Raw genomic sequence first — 21,614 nt, forward strand, 5'->3', positions numbered from 1 at the left:
GTCACCGAACTGGAACGCGTTCTAGATCCGGCGCGTACGGGACGGTCCCGCACGGCCTCGGTGCGGTCGACGGTGCGGACGGCCGCGCCGAGGTCTCCACCCGCCACAAGGAGCAGCAGCCCGATGCCCATCGACCCCGCAAAGGCCGTCGCCGCGGAACCCCGCAGCGCCGAGATCTCCTGGGACCACAAGGACGTCCAGCTCTACCACCTGGGCCTCGGGGCGGGCTCGTCTCAAGGCAAACCCAGCCCCGCGACCGACCCCGACGAGCTCCGCTACACCCTGGAGTCCAGGCTCCACGTCCTGCCCAGCTTCGCCACCGTCGCGGGCGCCGGCATGGGGGTCGTCGGCGGGCTCTCCGCCCCCGGCATCGACATCGACCTCGCCGCGGTCCTGCACGGCGGCCAGTCGATCACCCTCCACCGCCCCCTGCCGACCGGCGGCCGCGCCGTCTCCACCTCGCGCGTCGCCGCCGTGTACGACAAGGGCAAGGCCGCCGTCCTCGTCCTGCGCTCCGAGGCCGCCGACGAGGACGGGCCGCTCTGGACCAGCGACGCGTCGATCTTCGTACGGGGCGAGGGCGGCTGGGGCGGCGACCGCGGGCCCTCCGAGCGCCTCGCGCTCCCGGACCGCGCGCCCGACGCCACCGTCGAGCGGCCCATCCGCGAGGAACAGGCCCTGCTCTACCGGCTCTCCGGCGACTGGAACCCGCTGCACGCCGACCCCGAGTTCGCCAAGCTCGCCGGCTTCGACCGGCCGATCCTGCACGGCCTCTGCTCGTACGGCATGACCCTCAAGGCGGTGGTGGACACGGTGCTCGGCGGGGACGTCACCCGGGTCCGCTCGTACCGCACCCGCTTCGCCGGGATCGTCTTCCCGGGCGAGACCCTGCGCATCCGGATGTGGGCCGGGGACGGCCGCGTCCAGGTGGCGGTGACGGCCGTGGAGCGCGACGACGCCCCGGTCCTCGCGGACACCCTCGTCGAACACTCCTGATCGCTTGATCCCTTGATTGCCCGATCGTCTGATGGGAGCCGCACCATGCGCGCAGCCGTACTGCACGAGATCGGCCAGGACAAACTCGAAGTCCTCGACGACGTCGAGGCGGTGGGCTTCGGCCCGGGCAAGGTGCGGATCCGGGTGAGGGCCACCGGCCTGTGCCACTCCGACGTCTCCGCGATGAGCGGCGTCCTCCCGCAGCCCGCCCCCTTCATCCCCGGCCACGAGGGCGCCGGCGAGATCCTCGACGTCGGCGACGGCGTGACCGGCCTCAGCCAGGGCCAGCGGGTCCTGCTGTGCTGGCTGCCCGCCTGCGGCAGCTGTCCCGCCTGCAAGCGCGGTCAGACGCAGCTGTGCCTGGCCGGCTTCATGAACGCCGGCGTCCCCAACTTCAAGCGCCCCGGCGGTGAGGTCTTCGGCTTCGCCGGCACCGGCACCTTCACCGAGGAGGTCGTCGTCGACGCGGGCTGCGCCGTCCCCATCCCGGACGACGTGCCCTTCGACATCGCGGCCCTCATCGGCTGCGGCGTCACGACGGGCCTCGGCGCCGCCATCAACACGGCGAAGGTGGAGGCCGGTTCCTCGGTCGCCGTCATCGGCTGCGGCGGCGTCGGCATCTCCGCGATCCAGGGCGCCAAGCTCCAGGGCGCCGCCCAGATCGTCGCCGTCGACCCCGTCGAGTCCCGCCGCGAGGCCGCGCTGAAGTTCGGCGCCACGGAGGCGGTCGCCCCCGACGCGCTCGCCGACGCCAAACAGCGGATCACCGGCGGCGAGGGCTTCGACTACGTCTTCGAGGTCGTCGGCAAGTCCGCCACCGCGCGCACCGCGTACGAGACGACCCGCCGCGGCGGCACCCTCTGCGTCGTCGGCGCGGGCGCCCTCGACGACTTCCTCCAGCTCAACATGTTCGAGCTGTTCTTCGACGAGAAGCGCATCCTGCCCTCGATGTACGGCGGCGGGGACGTGCTCCGTTCGTACGAGCGGGCCATCGCGCTCTGGCGGGCCGGCCGCATCGACCTGGAGTCGCTCATCACCCACCGGGTGCCGCTGGCGGGCATCAACGAGGCCCTGGAGCAGATGCGGACCGGCGCGGCCCTCCGTACCTGCATCGAGATCTGAGAGGACCTGACCCATGTCGCTCCCTCTTGAGGGACTGAGCGCGATCGTCACCGGCGCCGGGCGCGGACTCGGCCGCGCCGAGGCCCTGGAACTGGCCCGACTCGGCGCCGCCGTCGTCGTCAACGACTACGGGCAGCCCGGCCGCGACGGCTCCGGCGCGGCCTCCGCCGCGCCGGCCGAGGAGGTCGCGGCGGAGATCCGCGCGGCGGGCGGCCGGGCGGTCGCCCACCTCGGCGACGTCTCCGACTTCGAGACGGCGCGGGGCCTGGTCGACCTGGCGGTGACCGAGTTCGGGAAGCTGGACGTCCTCGTCAACAACGCGGGCATCCTGCGCGACCGGATGGTCTTCTCGATGAGCGAGGACGAGTGGGACTCGGTCGTACGGGTCCACCTCAAGGGCCACTTCAACACCACCCACTTCGCGGCGGTGCACTGGCGGGGCCGCGCCAAGGCGGGTGAGGCCGGGGTCTACGGCCGCATCGTCAACACGTCGTCGGAGGCCTTCCTCGCAGGTTCGGCCGGCCAGCCCAACTACGCGGCGGCCAAGGGCGGCATCGTGGGCCTGACCACCTCGTCGGCGCTCGCGCTCGCCCGGTACGGCGTGACGGCCAACGCGATCTGCCCGCGCGCCAGGACCCGGATGACGGAGGACGTCTTCGCCGGCTTCGGAGAGCCGGGGGAGGGGGAGCTCGACCCGCTGTCCCCGGAGCACGTGGCGCCGCTCGTCGGCTATCTGGCGTCCCCGGCGGCGGCCGGGGTCAACGGACAGCTGCTCGTCGTGCACGGCGGGATGGTGGCGGTCGTGGACCGGCCGAAGGTGTCGGCCAAGTTCGACACGGTCAAGGAGACGTTCACGTACGAGGAGCTGGACTCCCTCCTGACCCCGCACTACGCGTCCCGCCCGGCGGGCGAGACCTTCGCCGCGACGGAGGTGCTGGGGCTGAAGAAGGGCTGAGCCACGGGGGTGGCGAGAACCGTCGGAAGACGGGTGGTGGGGAACGGCGAAGGGCCCCGGGGGAGACCCCGGGGCCCTTCGCTCCGTACTTCCTAACTTCCTACTGCGCGTGGGCCTCGGCCTCGCGGCGGTGCCGGCCGTGCGGCGAGGACGTGGAGTCCTCCACCGGCGAGGCCTGACCGCGGTGCTTCCCGGAGCCGTGCGACTCCGAACCCTGCGTGTTTGCTTCGGACATGCTGGAACTCACCCCGTGTGTCTTGCTCTTGCTGTGCGGCCGTGAGTCTAGCCAGCCGGTCTGCGGTCGGTCAGAGGAGCCTGCTGCAAAGGCACCGGACGGCACACCCGGGGCTCCTCGACGACCGCCACCGGCTCGGGCTCCGGCTCCGGCGGCACCTCCAGGGCGGCGAGACCGCACGGCACCTCGGCCGTCGCGTACGGCAGCCGCAGCACGCCCTCGGCCGTCCACAGTCCCGCTCCGGCCAGCCAGCCCTGGGGTACGGCCAATTGGGCCATTCGGCGGGACGAGGGCTGCCAGGCGCCCACCCAGCTGCCGCCCGCCGCGTCGATCCGCAGCGCCACCGCGCAGCTCTCCGGCATCAGGACCTGCCCCGGCTGCACCGCGAACGGCGTCACCGCCGCGTCGTCGAGCCGCAGGCACTCGGGGAACCGCACCGGCAGCAGGGACCCCAGCACGCCCCAGCCGAGCCGGTCGTGCCCCGGGGACGGCGCGTCGGAACGGATCAGGAGCAGCCCGCTGTCCGGGTCCGCGAGCAGCAGCCGGTCGTCGCTCTCCTCGGTGATCTGCAGCAGCGGCGTCACCTCCCCGCCCCGCTCCAGGTCGACGGCGACGGCCTTCACCGGCCCGCCGTCGAGCCGCCGGTCGAGGGCGAGTATCCGGCCCGTGCGGTCGAGCCACACCCCGCCCGAGCAACGGCCCTTGACCTCCGCCACCTGCTCCGGGCCGAAGGCCCCGCCCGCCACCAGCCACAGTGTGGTCGTGTCGGGGCCGACGCACAGGGCGTACGCGCAGATGCCGTCCGGCGAGGGCGGGAGCAGCACCAGACGCTCGGAGCCGGGCGCCTCCACCGCGCCGAGCCGGAGCTCGCCGGTGGCCGGGCCGGTGGGGTAGAGCAGCGAGAACGTGTGCCGCCGGCCGTCCACGCGGCGTGCGACGAGCACCCGGCCGTCCGCGAGGGGCAGCAGCTGCGTGCCCGCCTCCTCCGGCTGGTCGAGGGGGAGCGGGACGGCGTACGGCTCGGGGCCGTCGAGCGTCCACCTCTCCACGTACAGGGCGTCACCGGCGCCCGCGAGCCTGGCCGCGTACGCGCCGTTGGCCGTGATCGTGAACCCCGCCGGCCATGCCGCACCCGCGTCGCGGTCGTCGTCCTCGGCCGTGGTCTCGATGGCACACGCTGTCATCGACTCGTCACCTCCGGCCACGAAGCTAGTTTTCGCACTTCCAGCCGAACAACACGAGTGGGGTCACTTCACACATAAGGGTGGCCCTGCGGCGGTTCGGCTGAGGGTGCGGGGGCGGTTGTGCTGGAGTGGCCCGTGGTGAGTAAGGTAAGGCGAACCTAAGCGGAGGCTGTGTCTCCGTCGGGACGCGCCCGTGTCCCCGCCAGGACGACCCGTACAGGAGCCTTCTCATGTCCCTCCGCCGCCGCGGCACCGCCGCCGTCGTCGCCCTCGCCGCCGCGCTCTCGCTCGCGGCCTGCGGAGGCGGAGACGGGAGCTCCGACTCCGCCAAGAAGGAGGACACGGCCAAGAAGAAGGACGCCGCCACCGGAGGCAAGGACTTCGGCGACGCCGCCGCCAAGACCGCGGCCATGGGCACCGACGCGAAGCCGGGCCAGTTCCCCCGCACCCTCACCCACGCCCTCGGCACGACCGAACTCAAGGCCGCCCCCAAGCGGGTCGTCGTCCTCGACGTCGGCGAGCTCGACAACGTCGTCTCCCTCGGCGTCAAGCCCGTCGGCTACGCCCCCTCCGAGGGCGACGACGGCATCCCCGGCTACCTCGCGAAGGACGCGGGCACCCCGAAGTCCGTCGGCACCATCAACAACCTCAACCTGGAGGCCATCGCCAACCTCCAGCCCGACCTCATCCTCGGCAGCCGGCTGCGCGCCGCCGACAAGTACGACGAGCTGTCGAAGATCGCGCCGACCGTGTTCTCCATCCGCCCGGGCTTCACCTGGAAGGAGAACTACCTCCTCAACGCCGCCGCGCTCGACAGGACCGCCGAGGCGAAGGCGAAGCTCGCCGCCTACGAGACCAAGGCGAAGCAGCTCGGCAAGGACATCGGTCCGGACAAGCCGACCGTCTCGATGGTCCGCTACCTCCCCGGCAAGATCCGCCTCTACGCCAAGGCCTCCTTCATCGGCACCATCCTGGAGGACACCGGCCTGCCCCGGCCCGAGAACCAGCAGATCAACGAGCTGGCGGCCGAGATCAGCCCCGAGAAGATCGACGAGGCCGACGCCGACTGGATCTTCACCGGCGTCTACGGCGACGCCAAGGCCACCAAGAAGGACACCGCCCAGGCCAACCCGCTCTGGAAGAACCTCAAGGCCGTCAAGGCGGGCCAGGCCAAGGACGTTCCGGACGAGACCTGGTACCTCGGCCTCGGCGTCACGGCCGCGAACAGCGTCCTCGACGACCTGCGCGCGGACCTGGTCAAGAAGTAGCCCCGGGGCCCGGAGTTGTCCACAGGCCAGGACGGCGGGGCGCGGGGGGACAGGTAGCCTTTCCCTCGTGCCCCGTCTGTCTGAAGTCATCGCCGCGCTCGACGCCCTCTGGCCGCCAGAGCGAGCCGAGTCGTGGGACGCCGTCGGCACCGTCTGCGGCGACCCCGACGCGGAGGTCAACCGCGTCCTCTTCGCCGTCGACCCCGTCCAGGAGATCGCCGACGAGGCGATCGCCCTCGGCGCCGACCTGATCGTCACCCACCACCCGCTCTACCTGCGCGGTACGACGACGGTCGCGGCCGGCCACTTCAAGGGCCGCGTCGTGCACACCCTCATCAAGAACGACATCGCCCTCCACGTGGCGCACACCAACGCCGACACCGCCGACCCCGGCGTCTCCGACGCCCTCGCCGGCGCGCTCGACCTCCGGGTCACCGGCCCCCTCGTCCCCGAGAACAACCTCGGCCGGATCTGCGAGCTCGACCACCCCGAGACCCTCGCCGAGTTCGCCGCCCGCGCCGCCAAGCGACTGCCCGCCACCGCGCAGGGCATCCGCGTCGCCGGCGACCCCGGCATGACCGTGCGCCGCGTCGCCGTCAGCGGCGGCTCCGGCGACAGCCTCTTCGGTGCCGTACGCGCCGCCGGCGTCGACGCCTTCCTCACCGCCGACCTGCGCCACCACCCGGTCTCCGAGGCCACCCAGCAGTCGCCCCTCGGCCTGGTCGACGCCGCCCACTGGGCCACCGAATGGCCCTGGTGCGAGCAGGCCGCCGCCCAGCTCGACGAGATTTCCGACCGCCACGGCTGGGACCTCCGCGTCCACGTCTCGAAGACGGTCACCGACCCCTGGTCCTCCCATCACACCTCCCCTGGAGCCCCCAACTGAACGCCGCGCCCGCCGACCAGATCCGCCTCCTCGACGTCCAGGCCCTGGACGTCCGCCTCCAGCAGCTCGCCCACAAGCGCCGCTCGCTGCCCGAGCACGCCGAGATCGAGGCGCTGACGAAGGACCTCACCCAGCTGCGCGACCTGCTCATCGCCGCGCAGACCGAGGAGAGCGACTGCGGCCGCGAGCAGACCAAGGCCGAGCAGGACGTCGACCAGGTCCGCCAGCGCGCCGCGCGCGACCAGCAGCGGCTCGACTCCGGCGCCGTCTCCTCCCCGAAGGACCTGGAGAACCTCCAGCGCGAGATCGTCTCCCTCGCCAAGCGCCAGGGTGACCTGGAGGAGATCGTCCTGGAGGTCATGGAGCGCCGCGAGTCCGTCCAGGAGCGCCTCGCCGAGCTGACCGAGCGGGTCTCCGCCGTCCAGACCAAGGTGGACGACGCCACCGCCCGCCGCGACGCCGCGCAGGCCGAGCTGGACACCGAGTCCGCCTCCGTCGCCAAGGAGCGCGAGCTCGTCGCGGGCGCCGTCCCGGCCGACCTCATCAAGCTGTACGAGAAGCTGCGCGAGCAGCAGGGCGGCATCGGCGCGGCCCGGCTGTACCAGCGCAAGTGCGAGGGCTGCCACATCGAGCTCAACATCACCGAGCTCAACGAGGTCCGTGCCGCCGCGGCGGACACGGTCGTCCGGTGCGAGAACTGCCGCCGGATCCTGGTCCGCACCTCGGAGTCCGGCCTGTAATGCGCGCACTCGTGGTCGAGGCGGACGGCGGCTCCCGGGGCAACCCGGGGCCCGCGGGCTACGGCGCGGTCGTCCTCGACCCGGCGACGGGGGAGACCCTCGCGGAGGCCGCCGAGTACATCGGTGTGGCCACGAACAACGTCGCCGAGTACAAGGGCCTGGTGGCGGGCCTGAAGGCGGCCCGGGAGCTGTTCCCGGACGCCACCGTCCACGTCCGGATGGACTCCAAGCTGGTCGTCGAGCAGATGTCCGGCCGCTGGAAGATCAAGCACCCGGACATGAAGCCGCTCGCGGCCGAGGCGGGACGGATCTTCCCGCCCGGTCAGGTCCGCTACGAGTGGATCCCGCGCGAGCGGAACAAGCACGCGGACCGGCTCGCGAACGAGGCGATGGACGCGGGCAAGCGGGGCCGCCAGTGGGAGCCGTCCGCCTCCACGGCGGGCCTGGACGCCGCGGCCGCCCGCAACGCCGCGACGCCGCCCCCGTCGGGCCCGCCGGGCGACGCGACCGCGGGCGCGGCACGCGCGCGAGCGGCGCTGGCCGCTTCCGCACCGACGTCTGCCGCGGGCGGTACGGGTACGGGCACCTGGCCGGGCGCCGTGGCGCGCCCGACGGCCCCGGACGCCGGACCGGGCGCCGGTGACGACGGCCTGTTCGCCGCCGAGGAAGCCGTCGCGGCCTCGGTGGCCTCCGGTGACTTCGAGGCCGAGGCGGGCGCCCTGGCCCCGACGGGCCATGCGGCGCGCGTCCAGGCCCTGGTCGCGCCGGCCGAAGCCCCCGCTCCCGCGGCCGGGCACACCGGGGCCGCGCCCGTGAGCGCCGCGGCGCACGCCGCGCCCGTCCAGGCCCCCACCGCGCCCCGCCAGGGCTGGGCCGGCCCCGACATGGGGGCTCCGGCGACCTTCGTGCTGCTGCGGCACGGGGAGACCGCGCTCACGCCCGAGAAGCGGTTCTCCGGGAGCGGGGGGAGCGACCCCGAGCTGTCGGCGGCCGGACTGCGGCAGGCCGAGGCCGTCGCCGAGGCGCTCGCCGCGCGCGGCACCATCCAGGAGATCGTCAGCTCGCCGCTCACCCGCTGCCGTCAGACCGCCGGCGCCGTCGCCGCCCGCCTCGGCCTCGACGTGCGGATCGAGCAGGGCCTGCGCGAGACCGACTTCGGCGCCTGGGAGGGCCTGACCTTCGGCGAGGTGCGCGAGCGGTACCCGGAGGACCTCGACGCCTGGCTGGCCTCCCCGAAGGCCGCGCCGACCGGCGGGGGCGAGAGCTTCGCGACCGTCGCCCGGCGCGTCGCCGCGACCCGGGACCGGCTGACCGCCGCGTACGCGGGCCGCACGGTCCTCCTCGTCACCCACGTCACGCCGATCAAGACCCTCGTCCGGCTCGCGCTCGGCGCCCCTCCGGAGTCGCTGTTCCGGATGGAGCTGTCCGCCGCCTCCCTCTCGGCCGTCGCCTACTACGCCGACGGCAACGCCTCCGTACGGCTCCTCAACGACACCTCGCATCTGAGGTAGCCGCAAAGCGCTGGCGCCGGCGCCGGGCCCCGTACCACCATCGCCCGCATGACGTGGTCCTTCACCGACAGCGCCGCCGCCTTCCGGGCCGCCGCCGCCGAGCATCTCGCCGCCGACCCCGCCCGCAACACCGCCGTGCTCACGCTCATGGACACGGCGGGGCGGCTCGGCTGGTGGGAGGAGGCGGACGGCCGGGTCACCGGCGTCCTCGTGGTGTCGCCGCCCGGCGTGCCCGCCTTCGGGGCCATGACGGAGGAGGCCGCCCGCGCGCTCGAACTCCCCGGCGGCGAGGAGCCGACGGAGGTACGCGGCGAGACCGCCGCCGTCGAGGCGTACGCGAAGGCCACCGGCCGCCCCTGGACGCCCACCGTCCGCATGCGGCTCTTCCGGCTCGGCGAGCCGACCCCGCCGGACCCTGCCCCGGCGGGCCGTGCCCGGCTCGCGGCCGGGGCCGACGTCCCGCTCGTCGCCGCCTGGACGCGGGAGTTCGCCGTGGCCATCGGGGACGAGCCCGCCGGGGACTACACCGGCTTCGTCACCGAGCGGATCTCCGAGGAGCGGCTGTGGCTCTGGGAGGCGCCGGACGGCCGCCCGGTCTCGATGGCCGCCGTCTCCCGCACGATCGAGGGTCAGGCCCGCGTCCACCTCGTCTACACCCCGCCCGCCGAGCGCGGCCGGGGGTACGCCGCCGGTGTCACCGAGGCGGTCGGCCGGGCCGCGCTCGACGCCGGCGTCGCACAGGTCCTGCTCTTCACGGACCTGGCCAACCCCACCAGCAACGCCCTCTACCAGCGCCTCGGCTACCGGCCGGTGACCGACCACCTGGGCGTGCGGTTCGAACCCGCGACCGTATGATCGCGCGTCACGTGGAGGCCGTTCGGAGGATGGGGTGGGGGCCGTGGAGACGGTGCTGTCGGGAAAGGGCACGAGCGCGAGATTCAACGGCTCGCGCCTGAGAGTCGTGCGGGGCGGCACGACGTGGACGGTGCCGGTCGAGGCGATCGCCTCGTCCGCAGCCTGGTCCTCGGGCTGTCCAGCCTGCTGCCCACGGCCGTGGGCGTCTACGCGGTCCTGGAGAGCACGAGCGTCCTCGCCTCCTGAGCCCTTACGGGGCCGCCAGTTCCGCCGCCCCGCGCGCGAGGGACTCCACCCGTGCCCAGTCGCGGGCCGCGAGGGCGTCGGGCGGCAGCATCCACGTACCGCCGACGCAGCCGACGTTCGGGAGGGCGAGGTAGGCCGGGGCGGAGGCGGGGGAGATGCCGCCCGTGGGGCAGAAGCGGGCCCGGGGGAGCGGGCCCGCGAGGGACTTCAGATACGGGATGCCGCCCGCGGCCTCGGCCGGGAAGAACTTCATGTCCGCCACCCCGCGTTCGAGGAGGGCCACGACCTCCGAGGCCGTCGAGACCCCCGGCAGGAACGGCACTCCCGCGTCCCGCATCGCACCGAGCAGCCCGTCGGTCCACCCCGGGCCGACCAGGAAGCGGGCCCCGGCGCGCACCGCGTCCGCGACCCCGTCCGGCGAGACGACCGTGCCCGCGCCGACGACCGCGTCCGGCACCTCGGCCGCGATCGCGCGGACGGCGTCCAGCGCGGCCGGGGTGCGCAGGGTGACCTCGATCAGCGGCAGCCCGCCGGCCACCAGGGCCCGCGCCAGGGGCACGGCGTCGGCGGCGTCCTCGATCACGACGACGGGGACCACACGGACGGCCGGGGCAAGGTCGAACACGCTCGTCATGGGCGTCATCCTGCCCAGGGCGAGCGTTACCCGCAACGAGCGTTGCGGAGGGTGCAACGAGTTAGTGGATCTCGTCCACCAGCACGTCGAGCGCCCCCGCCTTCCCGCCCTCCTCCACCACGTACCGCAGGTCCCGCAGCGCCTCCGCCAGCTCCGCCGGCGAACCGGGCTCCGCACCCGCCTCCAGGAGGCTCCGCACGATCCGGCCCTTCGTCGCCTTGTTGAAGTGGCTGACCACCTTCCGGGTCGGCGCGTGCAGCACCCGCACCGTCGCCGTCCGGGCCGCGAGCTCTCCCTTCGGCTTCCACGCCGAGGCGTACGCCGAGGAGCGCAGGTCCAGGACGAGCCCGTCCCCGGCCGCCTCCGGCAGCACCGAGGCCATCGCGCCCCGCCAGTGCGCGCCCAGCGCCCCGAGCCCCGGCAGCTTCACGCCCATCGAGCAGCGGTACGACGGGATCCGGTCCGTCACCCGCACCGCGCCCCACAGGCCCGAGAACACCAGCAGCGAGCTCCCCGCCCGCTTCCGGGCCGCCGCGTCCAGGGTCGCCAGACCCAGCGCGTCGTACAGCACGCCCGTGTAGATCTCCCCGGCCGGACGCGCGCCCGCCGTCCGCAGCTCCGTGTTCTTCGCGACCTCGCCGCGCAGCCCCTCGCTCAGACCGAGCACCTCGCGCGCCTTCTCCTCGTCGGCGGCGCACAGCTCGACCAGCTCGTCCAGGACCGCCGCCCGCGCCTCCGCGAGCCCCGGCAGGGACAGCGACTCCGGCTTCAGCGGCGCCCCGCGCCCCGAGGAGGCCTTGCCTTCGGAGGGCGGCAACAGCACGAGCACGGTGGTTCTCCTTCGTCCGTACGGGGTGGGGGTGCGGCCCCGGTCGTCCAGCCTACGAGGTGCCGCACCCTGCCCCAGCTCATACGCTCGGTCCATGCCCCGCCGCCACATCCACGTGACCGGCGCAGCCGAGGCTCCGCTGCGGGCCGCCCTGCGCGCACTCCGTACCGAGCTCGCGATCCCCGAGGACTTCCCGCCCGAGGTCCTCGCCGAGGCCGAAGCCGCCGCGAAAGCCCCCAGGATTCCTTCCTACGACGCCACCGACCTGCCGTTCTTCACGATCGACCCGCCCACGTCCACCGACCTCGACCAGGCCATGCACCTGGCCCGCCGGGCCGACGGCGGCTACCGCGTCCACTACGCCATCGCCGACGTCGCCGCCTTCGTCACCCCCGGCGGCGCGCTCGACGCCGAGGCCCACCGGCGGGTCCTCACCCTCTACTTCCCCGACGGCAAGGTCCCCCTCCACCCGCCCGTCCTCTCCGAGGGCGCCGCCAGCCTCCTCCCCGGCGAACCCCGCCCCGCCCTCCTCTGGCGCGTCGACCTCGACGCCGAAGGACGAAGGGTCTCCACCGACGTCCGCCGCGCCCTCGTCCGCAGCCGCGCCAGACTCGACTACGAGGGCGCGCAGCGCCGCATCGAGGACGGGACGGCGGAAGAGCCCCTGGCCCTCCTCCGGGACATCGGCCGCCTCCGCGAGGCCCTCGAAGCCGAACGCGGCGGGATCTCCCTCAACGTCCCCGAGCAGGAGATCGTCGAGACCGACCACACCTACTCCCTCGCCTACCGGGCCCCGCTCCCCGCCGACGCCTGGAACGCCCAGATCTCCCTCCTCACCGGCATGGCCGCCGCCGACCTCATGACCGCCGCCGGCACCGGCATCCTGCGCACCCTCCCCACCGCGCCCGACGGCGCCGTCGCCCGGCTGCGCCGCTCCGCCCACGCCCTCGGCGTCGACTGGCCGCACCACGTCTCGTACGCCGACGTCGTCCGCTCCGCCGACCCCACCAACCCGCGCCACGCCGCCTTCCTCCAGGACTGCACCAGCCTCCTGCGCGGCGCCGGCTACACCGTCTTCACCGACGGCCACGTCCCCAGCCCCGCCGTCCACGCCGCCGTCGCCGACGAGTACACCCACTGCACCGCGCCGCTGCGCCGGCTCGTCGACCGGTACGCGGGCGAGCTGTGCGTGGCGGCGGTCGCCGGGGACGAGCCGCCCGAGTGGGTACGGGCCGCCCTGCCCGCCCTCCCCGACGAGATGGCCACCGGAGCCCGCCGCGCCAACACCGTCGAACGCGAGAGCGTCGACATCGTCGAGGCGGCGCTCCTGAAGGAACGGATCGGCGAGATCTTCGACGCGTACGTCATCGACGTGAAGGAACGCGAACCCGCCGTCGGCACCGTCCACCTGGAGGACCCGGCGGTCGTCGCCCGCATCGAGGGCGGCGAGGCGAAGCTGCCGCTGGGGGAGTGGCTGCGGGTCAGGCTGTCGGCGGCGGACCCGGGGACGGCGAAGGTCCTGTTCGCGCCCGCGTGAGCTCCCGTACGAGCGTCCGCGGGTCGTCGGCGTGGAGCCGGATCAGCCGTACGGGGCGGGGCGCGCCGAGCAGCCGGGGCGCGTCGACCGGCTCGGTCAGCTCGATCGTGACGGAGGTCTGGGAGCCGACGGCGAGGTTCAGCTCGCCGTCCTTCCTCTCGTGCGAGAAGAGGGACTCGCGCCGGACGGACGCGATCCGCCCGACCGGGACCCGCACGTCGACGTGCGCGCCCTGCCGGACCCGCAGGACATCGCCGGTGAGCGTGTGCGGGCGGGTCACGGACGCGGCGTGCAGCCCCAGGACGAACAGCACGGTGTAGACGTCCAGGACGAGGATGACCGCGTGGACGAAGGGCCAGTCGGCGAGCAGGTACGACATGCCGACCGTCTCGACCACGCACACGAACGCGAAGCCGTACATCAGCGCCGCCTGGTCCCGCGCGTGCGGGAACACGCCATCCGCGCCCGCCACCCCGTGCGCCCGCCGCCCGGCCCACCGGACAAGGCTCTCCAGGAGCCGCAGCTCGTGCCCGACCAGTCGCCGCACGACCTCGGGCAGCGCCCGGCTGCGGGGCCCGCCACCCTCGTCCGCCCTGCGGGTGCTGTGCGTCATCGGTCCGCCTCCCCTTCTGCCGTCCTTCGTGCCGTCACCAGTTCCACCGCCCGCCGTACCGCCGCCGACTGCGCCGGGGCGAGGTCCGCGAAGAACGTGTCCGCGAGACCCCCGGCGCCCGCCGGGGGCAGCTCCACCGCCATCCCGTCCGGCAGGACGGCGGCCAGGGCGCGGGCCGCCCCCTCCACCCGGGGGTCGTCCGCCGCCACGTCCGCCAGGGCGTCCAGGAGCCCGTACAGCTCCCGCGCGCTGCCCGCCGCGTCGTGCATCAGCGCCATCAGCCGGGCCCGCTCCGCCTCGGGGACGACGGTGTCGAGGAGGGCCAGGATCTCCCGGTCCTTCGCCGCCATCGGGGACTCGGGCAGCTCGCCGAGACCCGCGAGCAGCGCCGACAGCTCCGGCGAGACGGGGCCCTCGGCGGGCAGGCGCCCGGCACGGGCCTCGGCGAGGAGCGGGGCGAGGCGCTCCCGGCGCTCCCGGATCACCGCCTCCTGCCGGGCCAGGTCCTCCGCCAGCTCCTCCAGGACCTCCGCGAGGCCCCGGCCCTCGTCGTCGGCGAGCACGTCCCGCACCTCGTCGAGGCCCAGCCCCAGCTCGGTCAGCCGCCGGATCCGGGCGAGCAGGACGGCGTCCCGGACCCCGTACTCCCGGTACCCGTTGGCCCGCCGCGGGGGCTCGGGCAGCAGACCCGACTGGTGGTAGTGCCGCACGGCCCGGGGGGTGACCCCGACGAGCGCGGCGATCTCGCCGATACGCATGCGCCCAGTAGAAACCCTGACGTCGCGGCAGGGTCAAGGGTGTTCGCCCCGCCAGGTAGCATGGTCGGCACGGCAGACGAGCCGGGCGGACGGCCGCGTGGAGATCCTCGGATCTTCCCGAGGAACGTCCGGGCTCCACAGAGCAGGGTGGTGGCTAACGGCCACCCGGGGTGACCCGCGGGACAGTGCCACAGAAAACAGACCGCCGGGGACCTCGGTCCTCGGTAAGGGTGAAACGGTGGTGTAAGAGACCACCAGCGCCTGAGGTGACTCAGGCGGCTAGGTAAACCCCACTCGGAGCAAGGTCAAGAGGGGACACCTCGGTGTCCCTGCGCGGATGTTCGAGGGCTGCTCGCCCGAGTCCGCGGGTAGACCGCAGGAGGCCGGCGGCAACGCCGGTCCTAGATGGATGGCCGTCGCCCCGACGACCGCGAGGTCCCGGGGCACAGAACCCGGCGTACAGCCCGACTCGTCTGTCGGCCCACGTGGGAAGGGCCCCCGAACAGGTTTCCGCCTGATCGGGGGCCCTTCCTCGTTCTGCTCACACCGGCTCCGGGCCGCCGTGGCGGCGGAGCCAGGCCAGGACGGCGCGGACCCGGCGGTGGCCGCTGTCGCCGGCCGACAGGCCGAGCTTGAGGAAGACGCTGCCGATGTGCTTGTGGACGGCGTTGTCGGTGACGAAGAGCCGCCGGGCGATGCCCGCGTTGTCGTGCCCTTCGGCCATCAGCGCCAGGACCTCGCGCTCGCGGGGGGTGAGGGCGTCGACGGGATCGCCGCGGACGGCGAGGAGCTGGGCGATGACCTCGGGATCCATGGCCGTGCCGCCGGCCGCCACACGGCGCAGCGCCTCGGTGAACTCCGCGATGCGGCTCACCCGGTCCTTGAGGAGATAGCCGATCCCGCCGCGGGTGTCGGAGAGGAGGCGGCCCGCGTACTCCTGCTCGACATACTGGGACAGGACGAGGACGGGAAGGCCGGGACGGTCGCGGCGGGCTCGGAGCGCGGCGCGGATCCCCTCGTCGCGGAAGCCCGGCGGCAGCCGCACGTCGACGATGGTGACGTCCGGGCGATGCGTCTCGACGGCGGCGAGGAAGCCGGGGGCGTCGTCCGCGATCGCGGCGACCTCGAAACCCTGCGAGCCGAGGAGGAGTTCGAGTCCCGAGGCCAGCAGGACGTTGTCCTCGGCGATGACTACACGCACGGCAGCTCCACGGTGATGACGGTCGGCCCGCCCGGCGGGCTGCTGATCCTCAGGGTGCCGTCCAGGGCGGCGGCGCGGCGGCGGATCCCGTCCAGGCCGCTGCCCCGGGACGCGTCCGCCCCGCCGGTCCCGTCGTCGGTGATCCTCGCGCACAGCAGCACGCCGTCGCGGGCGACGTCGACGGAGGCCTTGCCGGCCCGGCTGTGCCGCGCGATGTTCGCCAGCGCCTCGGTGACGGCGAAGTACGCGACCGCCTCGACCGCGGCCGGTACCTCGCCGAGCTCGCCGACGCCGATGCGGGTCGGCACACCGGCCCTGGTGCCCAGGGTGCCGAGCGCGCCCACGAGACCCTGGTCGGCCAGGACCGGGGGGTAGACGGCGCGGATGACGGAACGCAGCTCGGTCATGGCCTCCTCGGTCTCGGCCCGGGCCTGCCGGACGAGCGCGGCGGCCGCGTCCGGGTCCTGGGGCAGGGTCTCCCCGGCCACGGCGAGCCGCATGGCGATGGCCACGAGCCGGGCCTGGGTGCCGTCGTGCAAGTCCCGTTCGATCCTTCGCAGTTCCGCGCCGTGCGCCCGCAGGACGTCCGCGCGCGTCCGGGTGAGCTCGGTGACGCGCGCGGCCAGGCGCTCCACCGGAGACGGCGCCAGGACCGCCAGACAGCACCGCGCGTGCACCCGGGCCAGCGGCGGCAGGACGAGCGCCGCGAGCGCCGCGAGGACCAGCAGCTGCACCAGGTTGACCGTCAGCGCGGGGACCCAGCCGTCGACACGGACATCGAGCAGCAGCAGCCGTGGCGGATCCGACGCGGGAAACGCCCACCACCCCACGGCGACCACCAGGGTGAGGAGCAGATTGCCCAGACACAGCAGGGCGACCAGACCCGCGGGCAGACCGGTCGCCACCTGCACCACGAGCCACGCCAGATCGCGGCGGACAGGGCGCGGGCCCGGCTCCACCGGCCGGCCGAGCAGCGCCCCGGCACGGCGGCGGTGGCGCTCCGCCCAGGGAGCCGCGAGCGACGGCACGCACAGGAGCGGCGCCGCCACGAGCGTCACCGTCGCGGTCGTCAGGGTGCCGAGCAGATAGCGTCCGCCGCGCCCGGTCTCGACCGACCGTGCGCGGGCCTCGCCGGTCACGCGGTGCACTGGGCTCGCCTTCCTTCGGTGTGTACGGGACCGGATCCGGCCCTCCGGAAGCGACCGTACGTGCCGGCGACCCGGACGGCACTACAGCAGGCTGTAGGTCACAACCGGTCGCCCGCGGCAGCGACTTGCCACGCGGCGCCTCCCTAGCGTGACCGGCATGACATCCACCACCCCGGCCTCAGCGCCGCAGAGCCACCCGTCCCCGAAGCGCCACCGCCGCATCCGCCGGGGATGGCCGGCCGTCGCGGCGGCGGCCGCACTCGCCACCGCGGGTGCGGCCCTGGCCGTCCGGTCCGCGGACGGCGCGGCCACGCCCGGCTACCATCAGGCCGACCTGCGCCGGGACACCGATGCCCTCCGGGCGCTGGGGATCACCGGCGTCCAGGCGCGGGTGACCACCGCCTCGGGCCGGGACCTGGTCGCCACCGCCGGCGTCGCCGAGGTGGGCACCCAGCGGCCGGTGCCCCGCGACGGCTACTTCCGGATCGCCAGCACCGGCAAGGCACTCATGGCCACGCTGGTCCTGCAGCTCGTCGACGAGGGCAAGCTGTCACCGGACGACACCGTGGACCACTGGCTGCCCGGTGTGATCGCCGGAAACGGCAACGACGGACGGAAGATGACCGTGCGTCAGCTCCTGCAGAACACCAGCGGCCTCCACGACGACCTGCCCGGCTTCGACACCCCGCAGCAGTACTACCGGCACCGCTACGACACCTACACCGCCGAACAGATCGTCGCCCGGGCGATGAAGCACCACCCGGACTTCGAGCCCGGCACCGGCTGGGGCTACTCCAACACCGGTTACGTCGTCCTCGGCATGATCGTCGACAGGGTCACCGGCCGCCCCTGGCAGGAGGAGGTCGAGAGGCGGATCCTGAAACCGCTCGGCATGCACCACACGTATCTCCCGGGCGCCACGCCCACCCTGCGCCGCCCGCACGCCGACGGCTACCAGGTCTTCGCCTCCGGCGAGCGGACCGACGTCACCGAACAGATCGTCCCCGACCTCGGCGGCTACGTCTCCACCACGGCGGACGTCAACCGCTTCTTCCAGGGCCTCCTCGGCGGCGAGCTGCTCTCCGAGGCGCGCCTGGCCGAGATGAAGCACACCGTCCCGGTCCCCAAGCCGTTCGACGCCTTCTGGCCCCGCGGCCGCTACGGCCTCGGCCTGGTCGAGCGCCCCCTGAGCTGCGGCGGCAGCTACTGGAGCCATGAAGGAGGCGAAGCCGGCTACATCACCCTGAACGGCGCCACCGCGGACGGCCGCCGCACGGTCACCGTCTCGCTGACCACCAGCTTCAACGACCTCGGCAGGACGATTCGCCAGCAGAAGCAAGCGAGCGACCTCGTCGACCGCGCCCTGTGCGACACCTCCGGCACGCGCCGCTAGGGCCTGTCGTCACGGGCGCCGGACCTCGAAGTGGAAGCAGCCGTACTCGACGGCCCGGACGTGCACGAGGGCGACGGCCGGGTCGGCGAAGGCCTCGGCGAGAGCCTCGTCGAAGCCCTCGGCAGGGGTCTCGGGCAGCTCCAGAAGACGGCCGCCGGCGATCCGGCCGGCCGCGTCGTAGCGGCGCAGGGTGCGGAGCGCCCCGGCACGGGAGAAGGGGTACGCCTCCGAGGGCGCGGGGCCGCCGCAGTCCTCGGCGTGGACGAAGACGGGGCCCTGCTCGTCGTACGCGCCGGGCTCGGCACCGGTCTCGGCGGCCCAGCGGCGGAGCGGCGCGTACGAGACGAGGGCGATCCGCTCGCCGGGCTCCGAGAGGCGCAGGCAGCAGCGGAGGGGATGACCGCCGTCGGTGGCGGTGTACGGCACGCAGGCGCGGCCGGCGTCGTCGGTGACGCGCAGCCGGGCGAGGGCGGAGGGGGAGATGGCACGGACGGAGTAGGTGTTCATGCCGTCAGGGTGGCCCGGGGCGGCACCGAACCGCTGGCGCAATTCGGACGCCGCGCTCGGGCATGCCCGACGAGCGGGCCGAGTGTTCCGCCGGGCCGGTGTCAGTGCGCTTGGGTACGGTCGCTTCGCGAACCGCTATCGAACGGAGCCGTACGGATGAGCCGTCATTTCCAGGTCACCTTCGACGCCCACGACCCCCGGGCCCTGTCCTCCTTCTGGCGGGACGCGCTGGGGTACGTCCACCCCGGGCCGCCCGGAATGGAACTGCCCGAGGGGGCCGACCCGCTCGCCGCCTGGGACGAGTTCCTCGCGCGGATCGGCGTCCCCGAGGATCAGCGCAACTCGCGGTCGGCCATCGAGGACCCGGACGGCGTGGGCCCGCGCGTGTTCTTCCAGCAGGTGCCCGAGGACAAGGTCGCCAAGAACCGCGTCCATCTCGACGTCCGCGCCGCGCCGGGGCTCCAGGGGGAGGAGCGGATGGCCGCCCTGGAGGCCGAGTGCGACCGGCTCGTCGGGCTCGGGGCGAAGCGGATGCGCCGCTTCGAGCCGGCCCCGCCGATGAGCGCCGGCCACATCGTGATGACCGACCCCGAGGGCAACGAGTTCTGCCTCGACTGACCGGGCCCACCCTGGGTGCGGACGGTGAACACGCAGGTCATACCCTGTGTGCCGCCGAAACGTCGTCAGGGAGGGGCAGGGTCGGGTGGGCGTGTCGCTGGGCAAGGGGCCGGTTCGGGAGGAGTCGCGGTGGCGGCGGCCCGGGGTCGTCGTCTTCTGTTTGGTCCTCCTGCCGCCCCTGGGCATCATCCTTGCCTGGCGCAGCCGTTGGTCGCCGGGGCAGAAGGTGCTCGCGACGGTGCTGTCCGGCGTCTGGTTCGTGGCCCTGGGCACGAGCGAGCCGCCGGCGGACAAGCCCGCGGTGGCCGACGCCGAGCCGCGGGTCAGTGCGTTCCCGTCCTTCACGCCGTACACCCCGCCCACCCCCACGCCGACGCCGATCGTGCGCCGGGTCGTCGCCGACTACGTCGGCCAGAACCTGGAGACCGCCTCGCGGGCCGCGTACGAGGCGGGGTTCCGGGCGCGTTCGCACGACGCCACCGAGGACGACAAGATGCAGCTCGTGGACGGCAACTGGAAGGTCTGCTTCCAGGAGCCGGCCGCGGGGGAGACCGCCGCGATCGAGGAAGGGCGGCGGATCGGCATCGAGTTCGCCGTCGTCGAGAAGAGCAGCCCCTGCCCGGCGCGGGACGGCGCCGCCGTCGTCTTCCCCAAGGTGCCGAACGTCGTCGGCAAGACCTTCGCGGCCGGCTCCGCGGTGCTCCGGAAGGCGGGCCTCACCGAGATCCGCGGCGCCAGTGTGTACACGGACGTCGACCTGGCGGCCCGTCATGACGACTGGCGGATCTGCTTCCAGGACCCGGAGGCGGGCGAGGACATCGAGCGGCCGGAGTACATGTCCGTGCGGCTGTCCCTCGCACGGCCCGGCCTGTCCTGCCCCTCGGAGGACTACGCCCGGCTGAACCCGGACCCGGACCCGGACCCGGACCGCCACGGCAGCGGCAGCGGTTCGGGAGGCTCCGGCGATTCCGGCGGTGGCGGCGGCGCCGCCTACTACAAGAACTGCGACGCCGTCCGCGCCGCCGGCAAGGCCCCCATCTACGCCGGCCAGCCCGGCTACCGCTCCGGTCTCGACCGCGACGGCGACGGCAAGGCCTGCGACTGGTCCTGACGGTTCCGGACCGCTGTCGGGGGGACCTCACGGCCGGGGCGCCCGGAGAGGGGCGCCCCGCAGGTGTACGGGTGGGGCATGACCATTCGCGTGAACCAGCTCAGCGATCCGACCGTGCGCGCCTTCGTCACGGCCCTCAACGCCCATGACCAGGCGGCCCTCGCCGCCGTTCTGGCGTCCGGTGCGACCATGTCCGACGACGGCTCCGACCGCAATCTGCAGGAGTGGCTCGACCGGGAGGTGTTCTCCTCGAACGGGCACATGGACGTCGCGTCCGAGGCGGACGACGGGTTGGCCCTCGTCGCCGACTACCGCAACGACACCTGGGGCGCGATGCGCACCAAGTGGGTCTTCACCGTCGACGGCGGGAAGGTGTCCCGGTTCGAGACCGGGCAGGCCTGACCGCCGTGTCGTCGGCCGGGGCGCGCTACCCCCGGCCGATGTACGGCATCGCCGTCGCCATCACCGTCGCGAACTGCACGTTCGCCTCCAGCGGCAGCTCCGCCATGTGCACCACCGTCGCCGCCACGTCCGCCGCGTCCATCACCGGCTCCACCGCCAGCTCGCCGTTGGCCTGGAGGATGCCGGTCTGCATGCGGGCCGTCATCTCCGTCGCCGCGTTGCCGATGTCGATCTGGCCGCAGGCGATCCGGTACGGGCGTCCGTCGAGGGACAGGGACTTCGTCAGGCCCGTCATCGCGTGCTTGGTCGCCGTGTACGCGATCGAGTGCGGGCGCGGCACGTGCGCGGAGATCGAGCCGTTGTTGATGATCCGGCCGCCCTGCGGGGCCTGCTCCTTCATGGTCCGGAAGGCCGCCTGGGCGCAGAGGAACGCGCCCGTCAGGTTCACGTCGACCACCGCGCGCCAGGTCGCCGGGTCCAGGTCCTCGACGGGGACGCCGCCGCCCGCGAACGTACCGGCGTTGTTGAAGAGCAGGTCCACCCGGCCGTGGCGGGCCCGTACCGCCGTGAAGAGGTTCGCGACCTCTTCTTCCGACGTGACGTCCGTCGGGACGGTCAGGAAGTCGCCCTCCGGCAGGGCCGCGGCCGTCTCCTCCAGGGCCTCCGCCCTGCGGCCCGCCAGGGCCACCGTCCAGCCGGCCGCCGCGAGGGCCAGCGCCACGCTCCGGCCGATGCCCGAACCGGCTCCCGTCACCACTGCGATGCTCATGGGCGCGCAGCGTACGCGAGACGCATGCCCCATGAACTCATCCGTCCGACACGTGGATGTTCTGTACTCGACAATGACAGGTCGTTCCCTCCCCTT

General features: G+C 73.9%; 24 protein-coding genes and 1 other RNA gene. 15 read left to right on the forward strand and 10 right to left on the reverse strand.

Going from position 1 to position 21,614, the window contains the following annotated elements:
* Window positions 1-123 precede the first annotated feature (123 nt).
* Genes AC07AW_RS10115 through AC07AW_RS10125 form a run of 3 tightly spaced genes read left to right on the forward strand, consistent with a single transcriptional unit; the run spans window position 124 to window position 3,073 of the window.
* A complete protein-coding gene (locus AC07AW_RS10115) occupies window positions 124-996 on the forward strand; it encodes a MaoC/PaaZ C-terminal domain-containing protein (protein WP_478814962.1) in 873 nt (290 codons plus the stop codon).
* Window positions 997-1,041: 45 nt separating this feature from the next.
* Complete coding sequence (locus tag AC07AW_RS10120; RefSeq protein ID WP_478814963.1) at window positions 1,042-2,118, forward strand: Zn-dependent alcohol dehydrogenase; 1,077 nt, start codon at window positions 1,042-1,044, stop codon at window positions 2,116-2,118.
* Window positions 2,119-2,131: 13 nt separating this feature from the next.
* The gene (locus AC07AW_RS10125) at window positions 2,132-3,073 is read left to right on the forward strand and encodes a 3-oxoacyl-ACP reductase (RefSeq protein ID WP_478814964.1); all 942 of its coding nucleotides are present in this window, start codon (window positions 2,132-2,134) and stop codon (window positions 3,071-3,073) included.
* 100 nt (window positions 3,074-3,173) lie between these two features.
* On the opposite strand, the gene AC07AW_RS10130 is transcribed toward AC07AW_RS10125, so the two are convergent.
* Together AC07AW_RS10130 and AC07AW_RS10135 are read right to left on the reverse strand one after the other, a co-directional pair.
* Window positions 3,174-3,308, reverse strand: coding sequence for a hypothetical protein (locus tag AC07AW_RS10130; protein WP_478814965.1), 135 nt, complete (start codon window positions 3,306-3,308; stop codon window positions 3,174-3,176).
* A gap of 47 nt (window positions 3,309-3,355) precedes the next feature.
* Window positions 3,356-4,492 (reverse strand): hypothetical protein, encoded by a 1,137-nt coding sequence (locus tag AC07AW_RS10135; RefSeq protein ID WP_478814966.1) that lies wholly within the window; start codon window positions 4,490-4,492, stop codon window positions 3,356-3,358.
* 230 nt (window positions 4,493-4,722) lie between these two features.
* On the opposite strand from AC07AW_RS10135, the gene AC07AW_RS10140 reads away from it, so the two are divergent.
* The 6 genes from AC07AW_RS10140 to AC07AW_RS10165 all read left to right on the forward strand — a co-directional run bounded on the left by AC07AW_RS10140 (window position 4,723) and on the right by AC07AW_RS10165 (window position 9,998).
* Window positions 4,723-5,760 carry an ABC transporter substrate-binding protein gene (locus AC07AW_RS10140; protein WP_478814967.1) on the forward strand — a complete coding sequence of 346 codons (1,038 nt, stop codon included), beginning with the start codon at window positions 4,723-4,725 and terminating at the stop codon, window positions 5,758-5,760.
* Window positions 5,761-5,827: 67 nt separating this feature from the next.
* Window positions 5,828-6,646 (forward strand): Nif3-like dinuclear metal center hexameric protein, encoded by an 819-nt coding sequence (locus tag AC07AW_RS10145; RefSeq protein ID WP_478814968.1) that lies wholly within the window; start codon window positions 5,828-5,830, stop codon window positions 6,644-6,646.
* Entirely contained in the window at window positions 6,643-7,386 is a 744-nt protein-coding gene (locus AC07AW_RS10150) for a zinc ribbon domain-containing protein (RefSeq protein WP_478815327.1), read from the forward strand. The genes AC07AW_RS10145 and AC07AW_RS10150 overlap by 4 nt, the downstream gene beginning before the upstream one ends.
* A complete protein-coding gene (locus AC07AW_RS10155; RefSeq protein ID WP_478814969.1) occupies window positions 7,386-8,897 on the forward strand; it encodes a bifunctional RNase H/acid phosphatase in 1,512 nt (503 codons plus the stop codon). Before AC07AW_RS10150 ends, AC07AW_RS10155 begins: the two co-directional genes overlap by 1 nt.
* 48 nt (window positions 8,898-8,945) lie before the next feature.
* A complete protein-coding gene (locus tag AC07AW_RS10160; RefSeq protein ID WP_478814970.1) occupies window positions 8,946-9,752 on the forward strand; it encodes a GNAT family N-acetyltransferase in 807 nt (268 codons plus the stop codon).
* A 123-nt stretch (window positions 9,753-9,875) separates the two neighbouring features.
* Complete coding sequence (locus AC07AW_RS10165) at window positions 9,876-9,998, forward strand: hypothetical protein (protein ID WP_478814971.1); 123 nt, start codon at window positions 9,876-9,878, stop codon at window positions 9,996-9,998.
* A 4-nt stretch (window positions 9,999-10,002) separates the two neighbouring features.
* On the opposite strand, the gene eda is transcribed toward AC07AW_RS10165, so the two are convergent.
* Window positions 10,003-10,632: a bifunctional 4-hydroxy-2-oxoglutarate aldolase/2-dehydro-3-deoxy-phosphogluconate aldolase gene (eda, locus tag AC07AW_RS10170; protein WP_478814972.1), complete on the reverse strand. Its 630-nt coding sequence runs from the start codon at window positions 10,630-10,632 to the stop codon at window positions 10,003-10,005.
* A 61-nt stretch (window positions 10,633-10,693) separates the two neighbouring features.
* Window positions 10,694-11,461, reverse strand: coding sequence for a peroxide stress protein YaaA (yaaA, locus tag AC07AW_RS10175; protein WP_478814973.1), 768 nt, complete (start codon window positions 11,459-11,461; stop codon window positions 10,694-10,696).
* Window positions 11,462-11,555: 94 nt separating this feature from the next.
* On the opposite strand from yaaA, the gene AC07AW_RS10180 reads away from it, so the two are divergent.
* Window positions 11,556-12,998 carry an RNB domain-containing ribonuclease gene (locus tag AC07AW_RS10180; protein ID WP_478814974.1) on the forward strand — a complete coding sequence of 481 codons (1,443 nt, stop codon included), beginning with the start codon at window positions 11,556-11,558 and terminating at the stop codon, window positions 12,996-12,998.
* Here the strand turns inward: AC07AW_RS10180 and AC07AW_RS10185 are convergent.
* Window positions 12,943-13,611, reverse strand: coding sequence for a hypothetical protein (locus tag AC07AW_RS10185; RefSeq protein WP_478814975.1), 669 nt, complete (start codon window positions 13,609-13,611; stop codon window positions 12,943-12,945). The genes AC07AW_RS10180 and AC07AW_RS10185 overlap by 56 nt on opposite strands.
* Complete coding sequence (locus AC07AW_RS10190) at window positions 13,608-14,369, reverse strand: MerR family transcriptional regulator (RefSeq protein ID WP_478814976.1); 762 nt, start codon at window positions 14,367-14,369, stop codon at window positions 13,608-13,610. The genes AC07AW_RS10185 and AC07AW_RS10190 overlap by 4 nt, the downstream gene beginning before the upstream one ends.
* 77 nt (window positions 14,370-14,446) lie before the next feature.
* Here AC07AW_RS10190 and rnpB point away from each other — a divergent pair.
* An RNA gene (gene rnpB, locus AC07AW_RS10195) (RNase P RNA component class A) lies at window positions 14,447-14,845 on the forward strand.
* A 65-nt stretch (window positions 14,846-14,910) separates the two neighbouring features.
* Here the strand turns inward: rnpB and AC07AW_RS10200 are convergent.
* Entirely contained in the window at window positions 14,911-15,570 is a 660-nt protein-coding gene (locus AC07AW_RS10200) for a response regulator (protein ID WP_478814977.1), read from the reverse strand.
* Window positions 15,561-16,718, reverse strand: coding sequence for a sensor histidine kinase (locus AC07AW_RS10205; RefSeq protein WP_478814978.1), 1,158 nt, complete (start codon window positions 16,716-16,718; stop codon window positions 15,561-15,563). The genes AC07AW_RS10200 and AC07AW_RS10205 overlap by 10 nt, the downstream gene beginning before the upstream one ends.
* Window positions 16,719-16,875: 157 nt before the next feature.
* On the opposite strand from AC07AW_RS10205, the gene AC07AW_RS10210 reads away from it, so the two are divergent.
* Window positions 16,876-18,111, forward strand: a complete 1,236-nt coding sequence (locus tag AC07AW_RS10210) for a serine hydrolase domain-containing protein (protein ID WP_478814979.1) — start codon at window positions 16,876-16,878, stop codon at window positions 18,109-18,111.
* A gap of 9 nt (window positions 18,112-18,120) precedes the next feature.
* On the opposite strand, the gene AC07AW_RS10215 is transcribed toward AC07AW_RS10210, so the two are convergent.
* Window positions 18,121-18,618 carry a DUF1203 domain-containing protein gene (locus AC07AW_RS10215; protein ID WP_478814980.1) on the reverse strand — a complete coding sequence of 166 codons (498 nt, stop codon included), beginning with the start codon at window positions 18,616-18,618 and terminating at the stop codon, window positions 18,121-18,123.
* 156 nt (window positions 18,619-18,774) lie between these two features.
* On the opposite strand from AC07AW_RS10215, the gene AC07AW_RS10220 reads away from it, so the two are divergent.
* From AC07AW_RS10220 to AC07AW_RS10230, 3 genes are all read left to right on the forward strand, one after another.
* Window positions 18,775-19,236, forward strand: a complete 462-nt coding sequence (locus AC07AW_RS10220) for a VOC family protein (RefSeq protein WP_478814981.1) — start codon at window positions 18,775-18,777, stop codon at window positions 19,234-19,236.
* 85 nt (window positions 19,237-19,321) lie between these two features.
* Complete coding sequence (locus tag AC07AW_RS10225; RefSeq protein WP_478814982.1) at window positions 19,322-20,347, forward strand: excalibur calcium-binding domain-containing protein; 1,026 nt, start codon at window positions 19,322-19,324, stop codon at window positions 20,345-20,347.
* A 78-nt stretch (window positions 20,348-20,425) separates the two neighbouring features.
* Window positions 20,426-20,749, forward strand: coding sequence for a nuclear transport factor 2 family protein (locus AC07AW_RS10230; RefSeq protein ID WP_478814983.1), 324 nt, complete (start codon window positions 20,426-20,428; stop codon window positions 20,747-20,749).
* 25 nt (window positions 20,750-20,774) lie between these two features.
* On the opposite strand, the gene AC07AW_RS10235 is transcribed toward AC07AW_RS10230, so the two are convergent.
* On the reverse strand, window positions 20,775-21,551 hold the full coding sequence (locus tag AC07AW_RS10235; protein WP_478814984.1) for an SDR family oxidoreductase: 777 nt from the start codon (window positions 21,549-21,551) through the stop codon (window positions 20,775-20,777).
* Between the last annotated feature and the right edge of the window lie 63 nt (window positions 21,552-21,614).

This window comes from Streptomyces sp. NPDC044003 (genome assembly GCF_056435185.1).

Excerpts from the sequence above, each read along its gene's own strand:
- AC07AW_RS10135 (WP_478814966.1), bottom strand. The coding sequence starts at position 4,492 with ATGACAGCGTGTGCCATCGAGACCACGGCCGAGGACGACGACCGCGAC.
- AC07AW_RS10140 (WP_478814967.1), top strand. The coding sequence starts at position 4,723 with ATGTCCCTCCGCCGCCGCGGCACCGCCGCCGTCGTCGCCCTCGCCGCC.
- AC07AW_RS10130 (WP_478814965.1), bottom strand. The coding sequence starts at position 3,308 with ATGTCCGAAGCAAACACGCAGGGTTCGGAGTCGCACGGCTCCGGGAAG.
- AC07AW_RS10185 (WP_478814975.1), bottom strand. The coding sequence starts at position 13,611 with ATGACGCACAGCACCCGCAGGGCGGACGAGGGTGGCGGGCCCCGCAGC.
- AC07AW_RS10215 (WP_478814980.1), bottom strand. The coding sequence starts at position 18,618 with ATGAACACCTACTCCGTCCGTGCCATCTCCCCCTCCGCCCTCGCCCGG.
- AC07AW_RS10155 (WP_478814969.1), top strand. The coding sequence starts at position 7,386 with ATGCGCGCACTCGTGGTCGAGGCGGACGGCGGCTCCCGGGGCAACCCG.
- AC07AW_RS10235 (WP_478814984.1), bottom strand. The coding sequence starts at position 21,551 with ATGGGGCATGCGTCTCGCGTACGCTGCGCGCCCATGAGCATCGCAGTG.
- AC07AW_RS10180 (WP_478814974.1), top strand. The coding sequence starts at position 11,556 with ATGCCCCGCCGCCACATCCACGTGACCGGCGCAGCCGAGGCTCCGCTG.
- AC07AW_RS10210 (WP_478814979.1), top strand. The coding sequence starts at position 16,876 with ATGACATCCACCACCCCGGCCTCAGCGCCGCAGAGCCACCCGTCCCCG.
- AC07AW_RS10160 (WP_478814970.1), top strand. The coding sequence starts at position 8,946 with ATGACGTGGTCCTTCACCGACAGCGCCGCCGCCTTCCGGGCCGCCGCC.
- eda (WP_478814972.1), bottom strand. The coding sequence starts at position 10,632 with ATGACGAGCGTGTTCGACCTTGCCCCGGCCGTCCGTGTGGTCCCCGTC.
- AC07AW_RS10220 (WP_478814981.1), top strand. The coding sequence starts at position 18,775 with ATGAGCCGTCATTTCCAGGTCACCTTCGACGCCCACGACCCCCGGGCC.
- AC07AW_RS10230 (WP_478814983.1), top strand. The coding sequence starts at position 20,426 with ATGACCATTCGCGTGAACCAGCTCAGCGATCCGACCGTGCGCGCCTTC.
- AC07AW_RS10120 (WP_478814963.1), top strand. The coding sequence starts at position 1,042 with ATGCGCGCAGCCGTACTGCACGAGATCGGCCAGGACAAACTCGAAGTC.
- AC07AW_RS10115 (WP_478814962.1), top strand. The coding sequence starts at position 124 with ATGCCCATCGACCCCGCAAAGGCCGTCGCCGCGGAACCCCGCAGCGCC.
- AC07AW_RS10190 (WP_478814976.1), bottom strand. The coding sequence starts at position 14,369 with ATGCGTATCGGCGAGATCGCCGCGCTCGTCGGGGTCACCCCCCGGGCC.
- AC07AW_RS10125 (WP_478814964.1), top strand. The coding sequence starts at position 2,132 with ATGTCGCTCCCTCTTGAGGGACTGAGCGCGATCGTCACCGGCGCCGGG.